This is a genomic window from Photobacterium pectinilyticum (assembly GCF_024357955.1).
In the GTDB taxonomy this organism is placed as follows: Bacteria; Pseudomonadota; Gammaproteobacteria; order Enterobacterales; family Vibrionaceae; genus Photobacterium; species Photobacterium pectinilyticum.
Map to the genome: position 1 here is coordinate 1 of NZ_JANEYT010000032.1, position 17,261 is coordinate 17,261.

Sequence of the window (17,261 nt, forward strand, 5' to 3'; positions counted from 1 at the left end):
TCAACAGTACAAGAAGCTCCAGCTATAGGCTCTCTAACCTTGAATCGTCTATCTCGACGACACCGCACGAGCACGGATTGAGAGTCCTCTACGACAGAAAAAGACTCGACGCATTGGCCTTTGAAGCTAAAAAGTGAGGAAGATAAAGATGACAAGGTATATTACTGACATTTAGAACAAAGAAGCATTGTAAATCAATAGTTTGATTGCAATACCTCTATCTATAGCGACTCAACTAAGCGGAGAAGAGCCATAAATTTTATGCGAGGTGGCTTGATGAATAACCTGTGTCAATGGTTTATGTGTATGTAATTTATTTATCAATGGGTTAAGTGATGGGTGTATATGAAATATACATTACTAATAATAATGGCCCTATTGATATTCATGGGTGCCACCAGTGTTGACTCTTGTGTATATAAACAAGTATGTATTAGAGTCTGGCTGAGATTAGCTGTATAGATACCTAATGGCACGGGCGTTTTTGAATATCATTAAATAAAAGGCGTCGAAAATTGTACAGTTATGTCAAAATTGACGGTTTTGAACGGTAATCTCTTCCATTCTGCTTCAATCCTTGCATAATTAAATTGATGGGATGGTTAAGTGGATAAATAGACTTTGTTTAGCAAAAGAAAAACAAAAAATACTTTTCCTTTGGACTTCTACGGTGAGGATGGAAGCTGGCGATTTATTATTCGTGCAGAGCGCCCGTCAGAAGTTGTGGATGCGATGTACTGGCGTGCTTATATCTCTTGCCATCGAAAAGAATTCGATCTGTTACATATCGCAACGGGGAAGTTTAACTACAAGTATAACTATTCCTCTTATGACGCATCTGAGCTGCATTATGCATCTGGCAGTGATGCGCTGCGGGTTAATATGATGGGGCCAATTGTTCCAATCTCAGCCATTCTTGAAATGGTTAAGCTTAGAGCAGACTCGGCAACAGCTTGACATTACTATTCGAAAAGGGCCTATATACCTAAGTAGCTTGGGTATAGGCCCTTTTTTACATTGGGTTGGCTGCTTCTGACGTTGTCTTGATGTAGTAGCGATAATAGCCAATTATATTACTCGTAAGAAAGAGTGCTTCTAGCGCGACCGCAGAGGGTGAACCGATAAGGATATTATGGGTCAGCCATAAGCTTGTACCGACTATCATCAGTTGTCTTAATTGCTTGTCTTGCTTAGAGAACGCGGCCACATTTTGAAACAGTGCTGCAGCGCAACTCACAAGACTCGTTAATCCAGCAAACGTCATATAAGTAATGATGAGTGTGAAGAATGAGAAAAGGCCAGCCATTTTCTTAGAGCTCGTATATAGACTCGTTGTGTAACGAATGGCCCCCAGCGCCATTAAACCTGCTGCCGTCCATTGTTCTAGTAGCGCAAAGTGGATACCAATTAGGGTAACAGCACATACAAAGCATTTGATGATCTTTGTTTTGTCTTTAAATTGAAAAGAAATCAGATCAAAGAAAACAGCAAAGCCGATCATGATTTGAGAGAGTACAAAAGCTGACATATTCGTTCCTAATTTAACCCTTGATAGCTTGTTTTTTCAATTTTCGTCAGCCAGAACAGCTGCATGTCATTTTAACCCCTCTAGCAACTCTTGTTTGCTACTGCGATAACAAAAAGGAAGCAAGATTAGCACGGCGGTTGGTTGCCTGAAAAACACAAATTAAAAGAACGGCAATAAGGTTCCCGACAATGAGTAAACCCATTGCCACTCCTACAGACATAGAAGGTATGACCAAGCTCCTGTCATTGGTTGAAGTGCGTTCAGTGTTAGCGCAAAAAGCAAGTCACGAGTTGTGACTGGGGCGATGGCTGAAGCAACAGTGCTTTGATCATGACAGTGACAGCTAACGTCGATTAATAACCTCAGTGCTATTAATGGAATTTTAGCGCCGTACCACGTAGAATACGCCCCCTTTGACGATGTGGTTGGCAAGTGGGTACTGTTGTGAATAAAAACCAATTCGAACTGTTGGCACCGGGTGGTGATATTGAATCGATCAAAGCGGCTATTGTCGCTGGTGCAGATGCAATCTACTGTGGACTTGATAACTTCAATGCCCGAAACCGTGCAACGAATCTTACTTTCGAGAACCTCAACGGCATCATCAATCTTGCCCATCAATATGATTGTAAGATCTTTCTTACACTGAATATCATTATTTTAGAAAGTGAAATCCCTGCGCTTATTCGTCTGCTAAACAAGTTGGTAAACACCAAGGTTGATGGTGTCATTGTTCAAGATTATGGCTTGTTCTATATCTTGAAAGAACATTTTCCGACCCTTGATGTTCATGCTTCAACTCAAACGAATACGCATAACGAAGGACAGATTCAGTTCTTACATCAATTAACCGCAAGCCGGGTGAATCTGTCTCGAGAGTTGAATATTCGTGAAATTAAACACTTAGCCCAGTTTGGCCATCAGCACAACGTGTTGATGGAAGTGTTTGTACATGGCTCTTACTGTATTGGTTTTTCTGGCTTGTGTTACATCAGTTCGGTACGTAATGGTAACTCTGGTAACCGTGGCCGTTGTAGCCAACCTTGCCGTGATCAGTACCAAACGACCGATGTAGGCAAAGATTATCCGCTGAACATGAAAGATAACTCGGCTTACTCGGATATGGCTGCTTTGGCTGATGCTGGTGTTTATTCACTAAAAGTCGAAGGGCGTATTAAAAAGTCCCACTATGTACATACGGTGGTTGATAGCTGGCGCAAACAAATTGACAACTATTGTCAGTCTGGCGAGGTATTAACGGATACCACGGGTTTATACACCGTATTTAACCGAGACTTTTCGAATGCTTATTTGCAGGGCGATATCAATAAAAGCATGTTTATCGATAACCCACGCGATCATTCGGCCAATCACTTTTCAAAGATCTACAGCTGTACCAGTCCAGAGCAGGTAAAGCAGGTCAAGAAGAAGCTTTATGATGATAAAACAGAGATCATCAATACGGTTGATGCGCAAACAAAAGATCTTGATATCAGCATCAACTCCCTGAGCGTTTCTGTTGCTGGTTCTGAAGGTGAGCTGCTTTCGGTTACTATCACCACGCCTGATGAAACTTGCACTGTCACATCGTCTACACCATTGATCAAGGCGGGTAAACACAGCCTAGATGAAGCAACCGTCACCAAGTGGGTTAATGGCTTTGCAAATGCAGACCATTATGTTAACAGCGTTGAGCTCACAAAACTCGATGATGGGTTGTTTATCCCATATAAAGAGCAAACGGCGATAAAAGAGCAGGTTGCCTTCATCTTAAATGGTAACAGGCCAACGGTGAGCCCTGTTGAACTTCCTAAGCTGGTTGCACATCAGCACGACAGCAAAGCGACCCCGAGCTTAAACGTACTGATTTCGTCAGAAGCCGATGTTGCACTGGCACAAGATGACCAAGTGAATGTGTACTATCAGCTACCTGAAGCGATGCACAGTAATTTAGCGAAAATGGTATCACTGTTTAGCACGAACACTGCGCTTATCCCATGGTTCCCTGCTATTTTGATTGGCGACAATTATCAGGCCGCGGTTGAGTTTCTGAAAGCGATCAAGCCTGTTCGAATCGTGACCAATAACAATGGGGTAGGTTTTGCAGCGTCACAACTTGGTATCAAGTGGATCGCTGGCCCGCAGATGAATGTGACCAACTCCTATAGCTTGAAGTGTTTAAAAGAAGAGTTTAACTGTGCCGGATCGTTTATTTCAAACGAGATCAAACAGCAGCAGATTAAACAAATCGTTAAGCCTGACGGCTTCGAGCTGTTTTACAGTATTTACCACCCAATTATGCTGCTAACGAGTCGCCAGTGTTTATTCCATCAAACGGTAGGCTGTAAGAAGAAGCGCTTTGATGACAAGTGTCTGAGAAAGTGTGATAAATCAGCATCGATTCTGAGCATGAAAGAGTCATCTTTCGTGATTGATAAACAGCGTGGTGATCATAACTCACTGTACAGTCAAGAAAATTACCTTAACGTGGATGTTATCAAGGATCATGCACAGTTGTTTGATGGGTATATGGTTGATCTAAGAGATATTAAAACGTCAACTCAGACAGGGCTGGATAAGCCAGCTTTGGTCAACGCTTTCCGCTCGCAGTTGAATGGCGATGTTGAACCTACTTCGTTGTATGAAGAGGTTTCCCCAACGACGATGGCTCAATACCGAAAAGGTCTTTAGAGGTACAGCGTCCGCTTGATATATAAAAGCCCGACTTTATGACGAAAATAAAGTCGGGCTTTTTGTTATTTGCTAAAGAGGTTGTTGAGCTGTAGTTGCTTATCCGTTTTGCGGAACACCGTGCCATTGATAATGGTTGTTAGGTTTCTTGCTCACGATGCCTTCGCTCATGAACTGATTGAAAATTTCATCAACCTCATCGCTACTGGTCTTCAGGTATTTGGTGACGGCGCGTTTAGTGCAGTTGACTTGATTAGTACTTAACGCATCGATCGCTTGTTCATACAGTGATTTAGGCGCCTCTGGCTCAGCAGGTGTTTCTGGCGCTTGTTCCGGTTGCTCGCTATCGCCTGCTGCTTGATCTTGTTGCTGGTTTGTCAGTAATTCTGGCTCTTTGATTTCATTATCGGTGAACGTGTCTATGGTAATTGGGCCGACACGACGGAATTGGTTTCTAAAGCGAAGCTCCTCACCAATCAAGCCAACGAAAAAGGCCGCAAAGAAGTCTAGCAACACAGATAGGAAAATCACCAAGCTTAGCTGAGCGGTTTCGGTTTCGACCTGTAATGATTTCGCTAGGCTGTCGATAAGGCCAATCACTGAGCCTTGGTTGACGACCGGTAAGCTGTCACGCTCTGCAGCAAGCTTGAGCTGTTGTTCGCGGAGGTCATCATTTTCACGTTGGATGCGGGCAACACCGGTTGCGATACGCTCCATCTCGATATATTTTTCTGCTGCCGTGTTATTGAGCTCGATCTGCCTTTCAATCGCAGAAATCTGCATATTATAGTTGTTGACCGTACTCTGCTGAGCATTGACATGACTCTGGGCCTGATTGGTTGCGCTATTGATACCACCAACAGAGCCGCCGATTGAAATGGCAGCGAGTACCGCATAAAAAGCAAAGGCAGAAATGGCGCCAGCATAGTTGCGTCGTGCTCTACGCTCGCCAAATTCATACCAAGCAAAGAACTTTCCTAATTCGAAAATGACGGCAAGACCGGCGAATAAGATCTGCATGACCGGATCTTCATCGATAGAAAGAAAGAGCAGCAATGAGAAAATGATGGATGCAAGGATGGATGCACCGGTAAAGCTGTATACCGTCCCCATCGCAAAGACCCCTTTGGGGTAACGGACTGGAATATTGTTATCGTAAAGCATAATGTTTGATAATTATTACTGGCTAATAAGCCGACTGAAACCTGCCGAAAAATGAATCATGATTCGTCAGGTTGAAAAAGGTGGCTTAGGATACCGTAAAACTAGCCGCGAGCCCTTATAAATTAAGGCCTTTGCCGTTCTTACGCTGAAAATTTACACGCTGCTTTCATAACTGTAGAAAAGATACTCATCACCATGGATATATCCCTTTCGGGAATGACGGGAATGAACCGAACCGACAAGAAATAAGTCCGCATGTTGCAAACTTGTTATCTCGGGTATAGGTTAGTAGTCGAACGCTTGTTTAAAATTGCTGTTTGTCACAACAGCTTTTTCGTTTACAGAACATTCATAACATTTAGCAAGGATCAGCATATGTCTAATTTACTTGATGGTTACCCTGTTGTTACTGAAATTCCGGTGGCATGGGGTGAGATGGATGCACTAAACCATGTCAATAATGTGGTGTACTTCCGTTATTTTGAGACGGCGAGGCTGGAATATTTTGCTGGGATCGGACTGATGGAAGAAATGAAAGCGACTCAAACCGGCCCCGTACTCAGTGAAACCTCCAGTAGATACCGTAGGCCCGTGACATATCCAGATACCTTATTGGTAGGAAGCCGAGTGGCTGAATTGACCAAAGACAGTTTCGTGATGGAATACAAAATTGTCAGTAAGCAGCAAGGGGTGGTGACAACGTCGGGATCAGCGAAAGTTGTGATGTTTGATTTCGCACAACAGAAACGCGCAAACTTGAGCCTGACCTTGATAGAGAAAATGGCCTCGATGCAGCCGGAACTTAATGTATGTGTACCAACCGATTGATTCTCTTCACAGTTGAAACACCTCTACATCCTAGCTTCGCCTATAATTTAATATGTTAACTGTTGAAGCGGCATTAAGGAGTAGGGATGTTTATCGTTATCCAGCATGAGATCACGGATCCTGAATTGTTTTGGCAGAAAGCTAGCGGGATGCTAACCCATCCGCCGACTGGAATGCGGCTTCATACCACGATGGTGGTTGAGAGGCATACATTGTGTCAGTGCATGTGGGAGGCTGATTCGATTGATGTGGTCAGGAATTACCTCGAACCAGAATTAGGTAAGGCGAGTATCAATACCTACGGTTTGGTCGATCCTGACAATGCAATTGTCTAAGTCGATACGCGTTTCATGAAAGTGCAATATTAAGTGGCGCCACGTGTAGCGCCACTTTTTACATTACTTCTGGTAAGAGCTAGCAATGTTATCAATACGCTGGTTAGCACGCATTGCTTCTTGGTAAGCAGCGTCAGATGCAGCACGTGTATCATTTACGGCGCCGGCCATTTGATCTTGCTGACCTTGTAGTGATGCAACTTGATCAGATAGCGCATCAACTTTATTTGTTAGTTGGCTCAGTTGCTCAGCTTCTTCGCTGCTTGAACAGCCCATAAGAGTTGCACTTAGAATTAGACCAGCGACTAGAGTCATAGAACGTTTCATTATTATTCTCCATAATTGGTTGATATTAACTACTGTTACAAATGCTGAATAAGCATTACACAAACTAATTCTATTTAACAAGAGAAAAAGCAAAAATTTGCACGATGTATTTATGCGTTATGCAGCTTTTATTATGTTTTTCAGTATGTGTGTATTTAATCAGAATATTTGCAAGCAATTGTTATGGGAAGTTCAGCAAATGCTTGTTTTTTGGTAGGTAAAGTCAGAATAAAGTCAACATCCGGATTGGTGTGATGAAAGTCACGATTTGTAATCGACAGTTATTTCGATCTACTTAGTAAGAAAAGCAAAAGGTGACAACGTCACTCTAAAGGGTGAATTCTAATTAGAGGTTCGTCATTAAAGCCGCCAGCAGGTAATTAGCCTGCTGGTGGTCATTAGGTTATTTTCGCATTATTTACCCGCGATGCTGAGTTTGCTAAAGCGGATAAGAGGGGCGAAGAAATGTTTACCATGATCATGAGTCAGGGTATCGCCTACAGCATCAATTTCTTTGATCATCTGATAGAAATTACCGGCCACTGTGATCCCTCGCACTGGTTGAACACGCTTGCCATCTCGGCATAGGAAGCCACTTGCACCAAACGAGAAGTCACCGCTTACCGCATCAGCACCGGAGTGGACACCCTGAAGTTCAATCAATTCAAGATACTCACCGCCTGTCAGTTCAGCTTCACTGCTTTGCCCTGTAGCAATAACAGTATGACGGGCAGACACGCCCAAACCGCCTTTGGCAGAACGAGATCCGTTGGCGGTATTCTCAATACCGAAGAAGCTGGCTGTATGGCTATTATGCAGTAGGCTCTGCAGTTGCCCTTCACCAATCAAAATGGTATCGCAAGTCGCAAAACCTTCACTATCGAAGGCCTTAATGGCCGAGCCACCCTCGATATATGCCGTATCTGAAACCGTTAATAACGGACTCGCAACCACGGTGTTAACGGAGTCACGCCATGGGTTTATGCCCTTCATGGCCGATTGGCCTGAGAAACACATACCAAACGCGCCAAACAGGCTGCTTAGGCAGTTAAGGTCGAACAGCACACTGTAGTTGCTTGTATTGACCGGTTCGCCATCGAGCAGGGCTTTGGCCATGTCATAGCCGTGGTTGATACAGTACTGTGGGTCGAGTTCATCGAACCGACGACCCGTCGACATACCGCCGTGCATCGACTGCTTACCATCCTTTTCATATAAGGTGTAGGCATAACAGTAGGTAGAACGCTCTTGGTGGTAACAACGTGTACCGAGTGTGTTGGCAAGAATGACCTGGCTATCTGACTCTCCAAAACCGTTGTACGGTGCGGAGGTTGCGTTTGGCTTCTCGACGACACCTTTTTCCAAGGCCAGTGCAAGAGAAATCTTGTCATCAACGGTGGCTGTGTCTGTTTGGTAAATCTCAGGGTATTCCGTTACAAGCTGGCTGTTTGCACACGCGATAACTTGATGAGGATCTTGCTTGGTGAATGCGGCGTTGGCGAGGGCGTGCTCAACCATCATATCTAGGCTAGCAGGCTCCAATGATTCAGAGTAACTAGTAGCAATGTGCTGATCTTTGACGATACGCACGCCAATCACCTGACCTGATGTCACCTTGTACTCGTCCAACTCACCCGCATTGGCTTTTAGTGAGAAGTTGTTGCTGCCGCTTGCAATCACATCGGCTTCGGCACCTGCTGCTTTAGCACGTTCAAGGACTTGATCGATAGCGTGTTGAAGTTGTTGTTGATCCGCCATTAGTTACCCCCTACAAGAATGTTGTCCACTTTAAGTGCTGGCTGGCCAACCGTGGTAGGCACCGAGCCGCTTACAGAGCCACACATTCCTGCGGCCAGGGCGAAATCACTTCCGATCATCGAGATCTCTTTAAGCACTTTAGGACCGGTGCTGATCAACGTAGCTGATTTTAATGGTTTAGTGATCTGGCCATTTTCGACCAAGTACGCTTCTTGAACGGCAAAGTTAAATTCACCGGTACCGGGCTGCACTGAACCACCGCCCATCTTCTTGGCATAGATACCTTTCTCTACGCTGGCTATCATTTCATCCAAAGAGCTATCACCCGGTTCGATGAAGGTATTACGCATTCTCGAGGTTGGTGCATATTTGTAGGATTCACGACGGCCGGAGCCGGTTGGGGTAAAGCCGGTTTTCAGTGAGCCCATGTGATCAACCATGAAGCTAGTCAGCTTACCGTCTTTGATCAACTGGGTTCGTTGGGTTTCCATCCCTTCGTCATCGATATTGATTGAGCCCCACTCATTGGTCATGGTACCATCATCGACCGCACTTACTACGGGATTCGCAATCATCTCTCCCATCTTATCGTGGAAGACAGAGGCTTTTTTGGCAACCGAGGTGGTTTCCAGTAGGTGACCACAGGCTTCGTGGAAGATAACGCCACCAAAACCATTGCCGATAATCACTGGCATTTCACCGGATGGGCAATTTTCAGCGAATAGCTTCACCATCGCTTGTTTCGCCACGGCATGACCAAGTTCTTTGGCATCCAGGTGGGTATTGAATTCCCAACCCGTTAATGCGCCAGGCGCTTCAAATCCGGTTGATTGCTCACTGCCGTTTTGTGCAATTGCAGTAGCAGCAACACGGGTGTAATGGCGGGTATCGCCAATGTGCAAGCCTGTTGAATTGAAGATCTCGATTTGTTGCTCACGTTGCAAAATACGACCGATGAACTGATTGATTTTTTCATCTTCATCTCGTGCGGCAGCATCGCACTGACGCAGGAAGGCAATTTTGGCATCAAGGTTCGGGCTTTGGCTCAAAGGTTGCTGACAAGCATGTTTGGTCTGGTAGCGACTCAGGTTAAGTGCGCCCGCATTGACGATTTGGTCGCGTTTATCTTTGGCGGCTAGTAGCCCTGTGACTCGCTTTAGCTCTTCTTCGTCGGTGCTGTTGGTGTAGCCGTAAAGCACTTTGTGGCCGAAAAATAGGCGAACGCCGATACCAAAATCGATACCGGAATTGACCTTGTCAATGTCACCGGACAGAAGTTCAACTGAACTAGATTGATGATGTTCGATAAACAGTTCGGCAAAATCGGCGCCAAGGAAGAGGGCATGGTCGATCACTGCTTGCGCTGTTGCAGGGTTTAGCATAGATGCTCCTTGCGTGTTAGCAATCTCACGAAAAACGTTATGTAAACAAATTGTGAGCGGAATTGCCATTAATGGCTTGGTTTAACAGAATTTATGGTTGGCAAGCGCTCAAAAAGGGTAACTTTTCACCCAACGCTCTAATCTTGGATAATAAACTAAAATAAATCAAAAGCCTTAGCCCCACAATAGAGCCACAATGATTTGTGGCGTGGGCATATTTCATGTAAATTTCCCGTCAATGTTTACGGAAAATGACTCATTATGCGCATACCAACGAATGTCATCACCGGATTTCTTGGTGTTGGAAAAACCACGACAATCCTTAATCTGCTTAAGAACAAACCAGCCAATGAAAAGTGGGCTGTTCTGGTCAATGAGTTTGGCGAAATCGGTATTGATGGTGCCATTCTTACTGATTCTGGCGCGATGATCAAAGAAGTCCCTGGGGGCTGTATGTGTTGTACTGCCGGCGTACCGACTTCTGTCGGGATCACCGCGTTATTACGCCAGAATCCAGACCGACTGTTGATTGAGCCAACTGGGCTTGGTCACCCTCATAAAATCATCTCGGTGCTAACGTCTAACCAGTTTAAAGATTACATCGATTTGAAAGCGACTGTTGCTTTGGTTGATCCTCGAAACCTGTCTAATAAAAAGTATACGGAAAACCAGAACTTCAATGATCAACTCGATGTGGCTGAGATTGTCATAGGCAATAAACTTGACGAGTGTGATGAAGTGGATGCCGGAATTTTTGATCACTGGGTGGCGACGCAGCAGCCTAAGAAGCTGGCGAGTATGTTGGTCAAACAGGGTGAGTTTCCTATTGACTTGCTAGATACTGACCGAGCAGAGCAAGATCAATCATCAACGATAGAAGCCCACCATCACGAGCATGCTGATATGGAGCCGCAGTTCCAACTGCCGCCAAATCAGAAATATATCCGCAAGGAAAACAAAGGCCAGGGCTACTTTAGCTGTGGCTGGCTCTTTGGTGCCGAGGTCATTTTCGATTTTGACCAACTGTTTTCTTTGTTCTGTAACCTGACGGCAGAGCGTGTGAAAGGCGTCATTAATACGAACAAAGGCTGCCATGCCTTCAATGTTAACAAGGGCGTTGTCTCAGTCAATCAAATGACCCTTGAAGGGTTCGAAAGCCGTCTTGAGGTCATTGATAACCAACTCATGCCTTGGGATGAGCTGGAGTCTATCTTGATTAAGATCTCAAACTTATAACTCTTTATTTGTAAAATGAAATTGCGCCTACAGTCTTTACGCAGTGAGTTTTGCGATTTGTAAGATGAGGTAATGCTATTCAAGTGTTATTCTTGATTACTCATACGAGTAATCGAAGTATCACCAGATTACCGAGGCTGTAGGTCAACCCCAGTTAGAGCAGGAGAAACAACGATGACTCATGAAACCAAAACAATGGAAGTGCCTTTAGCTATCGCTGAGAGAGTACAGGCTTTAATTGATGGCCACATCGCTAAAGAGAAGTTCAATGCTGAGCGTCGTGAGGTAGTGAACAACTTCCTTGCAATGGATAACCTTAGCTGCGAAATGGCTGTATACAGCTTGCCTCAGGGAGAGTTGCTAGACACGCTTAGGTTTGTGTATGAGCTATCTGGGACTAACAGTAAGTTTATCAAAAATATACTGACACTATGCCGCGAGAACCCGAAGAAAGCGCTATCAGACGCCCAGCGAGCATCAGCAAAGAGCATGCTATTTAATCTGCTCAATGACCCATCGGTTGTTTCGGCGATGAAAGAAATCTCATAACGCTGCGCCCTTAATAGTACCTTCTAAAAACGCCCATACCGATAAATCGGCATGGGCGTTTTGCTTTATGCCTTGGCAAAAGCAACACCAATGGTTATACCAACCTACGCCTTGATAACAACAATTTTTCCTGTGCAATCTATAGTTCAACGACTTATCCAGATTGGTATTAATGAGTCATCATTTCAATTTCTTACTTTAACTCCTCCCTATCCCTAAACTCTTCCAGAGACTCAGGGTTGGCTAGCGCGCCGACGTTTTTCACCGGTTGGTTGTGGACGATATTGCGAACGGCTAATTCAACCAGCTTGCCTGATTTGGTGCGGGGCACATCTTTCACCGCGATAATCACTTCGGGGACATGACGGGGCGAGCAGTGTTCGCGGATTTTTTGTTTGATACTTGTTTTCAATCCGTCTGTGAGCAATTCACCTTCTGCTAGTTGGACAAACAAGACAACGCGGACATCTGTGCCTTGGTTTTGGCCTATGACTAGTGAGTCTTTAATTGCATCCAACCGGTTTACCTGACGGTATATTTCTGCGGTTCCAATTCTTACCCCGCCGGGGTTAAGTACGGCGTCGGAGCGGCCATAAAACACCATACCGCCGGTATTCGATACGCTGACATAATCACCGTGGTGCCAGGTTCCGGGGAAGATATTCCAATAGGCATCATGGTACTTGCTGCCATCTGGATCGTTCCAAAAGCCAATTGGTTGGTTGGGGAAACTGTTGCGGCAGACGAGCTCTCCGTGTTGTTGTAGCACGGATTGGCCTTGTTCATTGAATACCTGAACATCCATACCAAGCGCGAGCCCTTGGCACTCCCCTCGGTAAACCGGGTTAATGGGGTTGCCAATGGCAAAGCAGCCGCAGATGTCGGTACCGCCTGAAATGCTGGCAAGTTGGATATTGTTATGAATTGAATCATAAACATAATCAAACTGCTCAGGCGAAAGCACAGAGCCGGTAGAGCACAAGGTACGAAGTGATGATAAGTCAGTATTGTCCTTCGGGTGATAGCCTTGCTTTTCTAAGGCCTCGAGGTATTTGGCTGAGGTGCCAAACAATGTTACCTGCTCTTGTTCGGCCAATTGCCACAAAACATTGCCATCGGGATAGAAAGGGGAGCCGTCATACAGAATTAGGGTTGCGCCGGAGGCTAGTCCAGAGACCAGCCAATTCCACATCATCCAGCCACAGGTTGTGAAATAGAAAACCTTGTCACCGGTGCGAATATCCGTTTGTAGTTGATGCTCTTTGAGGTGATTGAGTAACGTACCGCCGACACTGTGAACGATGCACTTGGGCTTTCCTGTTGTGCCCGATGAATACAGGATATAGAGCGGATGACTAAACGGCACTGGGGTAAAGCCAAGTTCACAGGGTACTGTGCTATCGAGTATATCGGTCCAGTAGTGATAATTGATGGTATCTGGAATAGAAACCGCGTCCTGTGGAATCTGTTCTGGTGTTGCTGGGATTTCGATTAGATGTGCGAGTTCCGGAATCTTGGCACTGACTGCAGCGACTTTGTCGACATAAGAAATAGTCTTGCCGTTGTACTGATAGCACTTGGTGAAAAACATCACCTTCGGTTTAGTTTGGCCAAAGCGCTCTATCACACTCTCGGCGCCGAAATCCGGTGAGGTGGAGGTCCAAATCGCTCCTAATGAAGTGGTGGCCAGCATAGCCACGACGGTTTGGGGGACATTAGGTAGATATCCAGCGACAACATCCCCTTTTTTGACCCCAAGCTGGTGTAGAAAGCTCGCGACCTGCGAGGTTTGTCGATAGAGTTGCTGCCAGCTAAGGTGCTGGCGTTGCTGAGGATCACCTTCGCAGTGAAAAATAATGGCGTCTGCTGCAGCATGGGTACGCCAGTTACGTAATAGGTTCTCAGCATAATTGAGCTTGGCATGGGGGAACCACTGGGTATCTTTCGCTGGCGCAGTACTATCTGGTGGGCAAAATGTTACAGGGGGCTTTTTTGCTCCTTCGACCTGGCAAAAGTCCCACACCATAGTCCAGAACTCTTCACTATGGCTAACACTCCAATGATGCAGCTGATTGTAGTCATGATAAAGGGTGTTCTTTTTCTCACTTAGCGCAACCATGAATTGATAAAGCTTACTGTCGTGAATGCGATCTTTCTCCGGCATCCACAGCAACTGAGGCTGACTGTCTGCGGGATAACCAATATTAGAAGATTCTGGGGTTGTCATCATTTTTTCCTTCATTGAGCTGTGATTCATTGGTTATCAGGATGGGCTTTTTGGAAGGCGGCTAGAGCTAAACAACGTTGCTCGACTTCAAGCAACCTTGGGTAATTATTGGTTTCAAAGCCAAATCGTTTAGCGTTGTACAGTTGAGGTATTAAGCAGATATCGGCCAGAGAGGGGGTGTCAGTACAAGTGAACAGGGTATTATACCGATTAGAAAGGTTCTCAAGGCTTTGAAGGCCTTGCTTTAGCCAGTGGTGATACCAAATCATTTTTTCGTTTTGATTGACCCCAAAATCACTATTTAAATAGTTAAGTACTCTTAGGTTATTTAGAGGGTGGATATCACAGGCAACAATAAGGGCAATCTCTCGGCATTGGGCTTTGTGCCATGGGTCGCTAGGTAGCAAGGGGGGCTCGGGATAACACTCATCAATATATTCGATGATAGCCAAAGATTGTCCCAGAACGGCTGTATCTTCTGACGAGCTTTTCTCTGAGTTGTCAGTGTTACGACAAAACCCGGGAACTAATTGATTGGGGTTTAGCGCAGAGTAGGCGGCACTGTTTTGTTCTTTGTCTAATAGGGAGATAACCACCTGCTCATAACTCAATCCTTTCATGTTTAGCGCAATTCGCACCCGGTACGACGCCGAAGAGCGATAATAGTCATACAGTTTCACAGTATTGTATCCTTAGGCTCAATATTCAAGGTCCAGCCTTATACCCAAGCCATTCTTGCTGAACCAAGTATCTTGAACTGACTTGGGTATCGTATTTCTAATTATTGTTGATGATGCGGGTTATGGTGGTTTAAATCCTCATCGTGATATTGATGCTTATATTTGACCACGGTCTGTTCAATTGCCCCGAAAATGGAATGGCCGTTATCATCGAACATTTCAATTTTGACGGTATCGCCAAATTTCATAAAAGGGGTTTCCGGGTGCCCATACTCCAAGGTCTCCAGCATCCGGCGTTCCGCTAGACAGCAAGATCCGCTGCTGCGATCAATATTAGAGACAGTACCTGAGCCGATAATGGTGCCAGCGCAAATGTCTCGGCTCTTTGCCACATGTTGGACAAGTTCGGCAAAATTAAACGTCATGTCTGTGCCGGCGTGGGGCTGTCCAAATAACTCTCCATTGAGATGAACAGTAAGGCGGTGATGGAGCTTGTAATCATGCCAACTGTCGCCCAGTTCATCTGGTGTGACGGCAACAGGCGAGAAAGCAGAAGAGGGTTTAGATTGGAAAAAACCGAAGCCTTTAGCGAGTTCACTAGGGATCAGATTGCGCAGCGAGACATCATTGACCAACATCAGAAGCTTGATGTGGCCATGGACCTCTTCAGTGCGGGTTCCCATATCAACATCGTCGGTAATGATGGCAATTTCACCTTCAAAGTCGATCCCCCATTGCTCCTCAGCAACCTTGATGTCTTCAGTGGGGGTCAAGAAACCATCCGACATACCCTGGTACATCAAGGGATCGGTCCAGAAGCTTTCGGGCATTTCTGCCACTCTGGCTTTGCGTACTAATTCAACATGGTTGACGTAAGCGCTACCATCTGCCCATTGGTAGGCGCGTGGAAGCGGTGAGCTGCATAATGCTGGGTTAAATGGAAAGCTGTGCTGTGCAACAGCATCATTGAGGTTGCGGTATAAATGCTGTAGATCCGCTTCCACTTCGTGCCAGTTATCAAGGGCAAACTGCAACGTCGGGGCGATATCGTGGGCATGGACTGCTGTTTGTAGGTCACGGGAAACGACAATGAGTTGGCCGTCTCGGCCATGGTTAAGTGATGCAAGTTTCACGTTTGCCTCCTTAGTCTATCTCTTATTTGGCTACTCAGCGTTATTGCCCCGCCATGAAAATACATAGTCTTTGTTTTCAGCGCCTTCAGGCAAAGGGGCAACGTCGAGTGGCCAGCGGGCATCAATCATGACCGCGACCTCATCCGTTTCCTTTTTCGGTGAACTCATGCTGGCAGCCAAGGCCTTAGGGTGGGGGCCATGGGAGAATCCGCAAGGGTGATGAGTGATCATGCCTGCTTCAATATTGTCCCTGCTAAAGAAGTTACCCTTGTGGTAGAACAGCACTTCATCGAAGTCATCGTTGTTATGATAGAAGGGCACTTTCAATGCGTCTGGGTCGCTTTCGATAGGCCTTGGCACAAAAGTACAAATTACAAAGCCATCAGCAACAAAGGTGGTATGTGCTGAAGGGGGCAGGTGGTAGCGATGACTCATCAGCGGCCGGATATCCCGCCAGTTCAGCTTGAATGCGGTTAGGTTCCCCTTCCATCCCTGGGCATCAAGCGGGTTATAAGGATAGGTAATCATGTTGAGCTGGTTACGGGCTTTAAGTTGTACCTTCCACTGCTGATGGTCACTCTGCTGTTGAAGGAAGGTATCGTTGATTCTTGCGTATTCCAACACCGCTGGGTCATATACCGCATGCTGGCCGACAATGCCGCGTTCAGCCATTTGGTAGGCACTGTTTGATGCCTCGATGAGCAGCATGGTGACAGGTTCCTTGGGCTCTATACGCCAACTTGTTGCCCTTGGCAACACGATATAATCGCCATCTCGGAAGGTCATATGACCGTAGTCGCAAAACAAGTCTCCACTTCCCTGATGGATGAACAATACTTCATCACCATCGCCATTTCGTGCAAGGGCTCCCATGGCATGATCACAATGCCATACTCGGAGTTTGAGGTTATTGTTGAATAGAATCAGCGATGCATCCCAGGGGGATAAGCCTTCAGAGGGCATTTGGTTGGTGTCTATGGCTCTCGGGCGAAGTGGGCCGTCCCAGTCTATCCAACCTGTTGGTGGGTGGCGGTGGTACATATGACTTGCTGGACCAAAAAAACCTTCCCTGCCACACTCGCGCTCGAACGTCCCTTCAGGTAGGTCACAATGTGCCTGTCGAGAAGCTTCTCCTTCGGTGATAGGAAACTGGAACCATTGCCGCATTACACATCCCTCTCTATCACAGTCATTTCCAATAGTGCCTGTTAATGAAATGTTAGTTTGGTAATTTAACTCTGGTGCACTCCTGTAAGCAAGGCAACTTATAACTCGAACGGAATCGCGGTAAGGGTGTCCTTTATGTTTTACAAAGTCTAGGGTTTAAGTTACTTGTTTATTGGTTCTTTTTAACCAGTTGAATGAATTGAGTTGGACAACCCCATAAGGTTTTAGCTGAAATGCCGTGTGTAAAATAATTGTT

At 45.7% G+C, this 17,261-nt stretch carries 15 protein-coding genes and 2 pseudogenes; 6 read left to right on the plus strand and 11 right to left on the minus strand.

The genetic code is table 11. The features are described 5' to 3' along the window. Positions 1–155 (minus strand): annotated as a pseudogene (locus tag NHN17_RS14295) (ISL3 family transposase); the annotation flags it as partial. 466 nt (positions 156–621) lie between these two features. On the opposite strand from NHN17_RS14295, the gene NHN17_RS14300 reads away from it, so the two are divergent. Next, positions 622–957, plus strand: a complete 336-nt coding sequence (locus NHN17_RS14300) for a hypothetical protein (RefSeq protein WP_255043245.1) — start codon at positions 622–624, stop codon at positions 955–957. Between the two features lie 55 nt (positions 958–1,012). Here the strand turns inward: NHN17_RS14300 and NHN17_RS14305 are convergent, their stop codons facing one another. Both NHN17_RS14305 and NHN17_RS14310 read right to left on the minus strand, forming a co-directional pair. Continuing rightward, positions 1,013–1,528, minus strand: coding sequence for a YgjV family protein (locus tag NHN17_RS14305; protein ID WP_255043246.1), 516 nt, complete (start codon positions 1,526–1,528; stop codon positions 1,013–1,015). Positions 1,529–1,597: 69 nt separating this feature from the next. After that, positions 1,598–1,757 (minus strand): annotated as a pseudogene (locus NHN17_RS14310) (DMT family transporter); the annotation flags it as partial. A 203-nt stretch (positions 1,758–1,960) separates the two neighbouring features. Between NHN17_RS14310 and NHN17_RS14315 the strand changes: the two are divergent. Further along, positions 1,961–4,219, plus strand: coding sequence for a peptidase U32 family protein (locus NHN17_RS14315; RefSeq protein WP_373689567.1), 2,259 nt, complete (start codon positions 1,961–1,963; stop codon positions 4,217–4,219). A gap of 99 nt (positions 4,220–4,318) precedes the next feature. Here NHN17_RS14315 and NHN17_RS14320 read toward each other — a convergent pair whose 3' ends face one another. Then, positions 4,319–5,383, minus strand: coding sequence for an E2F family transcription factor (locus NHN17_RS14320; RefSeq protein ID WP_255043248.1), 1,065 nt, complete (start codon positions 5,381–5,383; stop codon positions 4,319–4,321). Between the two features lie 375 nt (positions 5,384–5,758). Between NHN17_RS14320 and NHN17_RS14325 the strand changes: the two genes are divergently transcribed. Beyond that, a complete protein-coding gene (locus NHN17_RS14325) occupies positions 5,759–6,211 on the plus strand; it encodes an acyl-CoA thioesterase (protein WP_255043249.1) in 453 nt (150 codons plus the stop codon). 86 nt (positions 6,212–6,297) lie between these two features. After that, positions 6,298–6,546, plus strand: a complete 249-nt coding sequence (locus NHN17_RS14330) for a hypothetical protein (RefSeq protein WP_255043250.1) — start codon at positions 6,298–6,300, stop codon at positions 6,544–6,546. A 63-nt stretch (positions 6,547–6,609) separates the two neighbouring features. On the opposite strand, the gene NHN17_RS14335 is transcribed toward NHN17_RS14330, so the two are convergent. The 3 genes from NHN17_RS14335 to NHN17_RS14345 form a co-directional block, all read right to left on the minus strand. Next, complete coding sequence (locus tag NHN17_RS14335; protein ID WP_107347771.1) at positions 6,610–6,873, minus strand: Lpp/OprI family alanine-zipper lipoprotein; 264 nt, start codon at positions 6,871–6,873, stop codon at positions 6,610–6,612. Positions 6,874–7,287: 414 nt separating this feature from the next. Continuing rightward, a complete protein-coding gene (locus tag NHN17_RS14340) occupies positions 7,288–8,631 on the minus strand; it encodes a TldD/PmbA family protein (RefSeq protein WP_255043251.1) in 1,344 nt (447 codons plus the stop codon). Then, the gene (locus tag NHN17_RS14345; RefSeq protein ID WP_255043252.1) at positions 8,631–10,013 is read right to left on the minus strand and encodes a TldD/PmbA family protein; all 1,383 of its coding nucleotides are present in this window, start codon (positions 10,011–10,013) and stop codon (positions 8,631–8,633) included. Before NHN17_RS14345 ends, NHN17_RS14340 begins: the two co-directional genes overlap by 1 nt. Before the next feature lie 261 nt (positions 10,014–10,274). Here NHN17_RS14345 and NHN17_RS14350 point away from each other — a divergent pair, with 261 nt between their 5' ends. Both NHN17_RS14350 and NHN17_RS14355 read left to right on the plus strand, forming a co-directional pair. Further along, complete coding sequence (locus tag NHN17_RS14350) at positions 10,275–11,249, plus strand: CobW family GTP-binding protein (protein WP_255043253.1); 975 nt, start codon at positions 10,275–10,277, stop codon at positions 11,247–11,249. A gap of 174 nt (positions 11,250–11,423) precedes the next feature. Continuing rightward, on the plus strand, positions 11,424–11,798 hold the full coding sequence (locus NHN17_RS14355) for a hypothetical protein (protein ID WP_107347767.1): 375 nt from the start codon (positions 11,424–11,426) through the stop codon (positions 11,796–11,798). A gap of 193 nt (positions 11,799–11,991) precedes the next feature. Here the strand turns inward: NHN17_RS14355 and NHN17_RS14360 are convergent, their stop codons facing one another. The 4 genes from NHN17_RS14360 to NHN17_RS14375 all read right to left on the minus strand — a co-directional run bounded on the left by NHN17_RS14360 (position 11,992) and on the right by NHN17_RS14375 (position 17,005). Beyond that, positions 11,992–14,028, minus strand: a complete 2,037-nt coding sequence (locus tag NHN17_RS14360; RefSeq protein ID WP_255043255.1) for an acetoacetate--CoA ligase — start codon at positions 14,026–14,028, stop codon at positions 11,992–11,994. A gap of 23 nt (positions 14,029–14,051) precedes the next feature. Next, on the minus strand, positions 14,052–14,705 hold the full coding sequence (gene maiA / locus NHN17_RS14365; RefSeq protein ID WP_255043256.1) for a maleylacetoacetate isomerase: 654 nt from the start codon (positions 14,703–14,705) through the stop codon (positions 14,052–14,054). Positions 14,706–14,806: 101 nt separating this feature from the next. Further along, positions 14,807–15,838, minus strand: a complete 1,032-nt coding sequence (locus tag NHN17_RS14370; protein ID WP_255043257.1) for a fumarylacetoacetate hydrolase family protein — start codon at positions 15,836–15,838, stop codon at positions 14,807–14,809. A 30-nt stretch (positions 15,839–15,868) separates the two neighbouring features. Beyond that, positions 15,869–17,005 carry a homogentisate 1,2-dioxygenase gene (locus NHN17_RS14375; RefSeq protein WP_255043258.1) on the minus strand — a complete coding sequence of 379 codons (1,137 nt, stop codon included), beginning with the start codon at positions 17,003–17,005 and terminating at the stop codon, positions 15,869–15,871. Between the last annotated feature and the right edge of the window lie 256 nt (positions 17,006–17,261).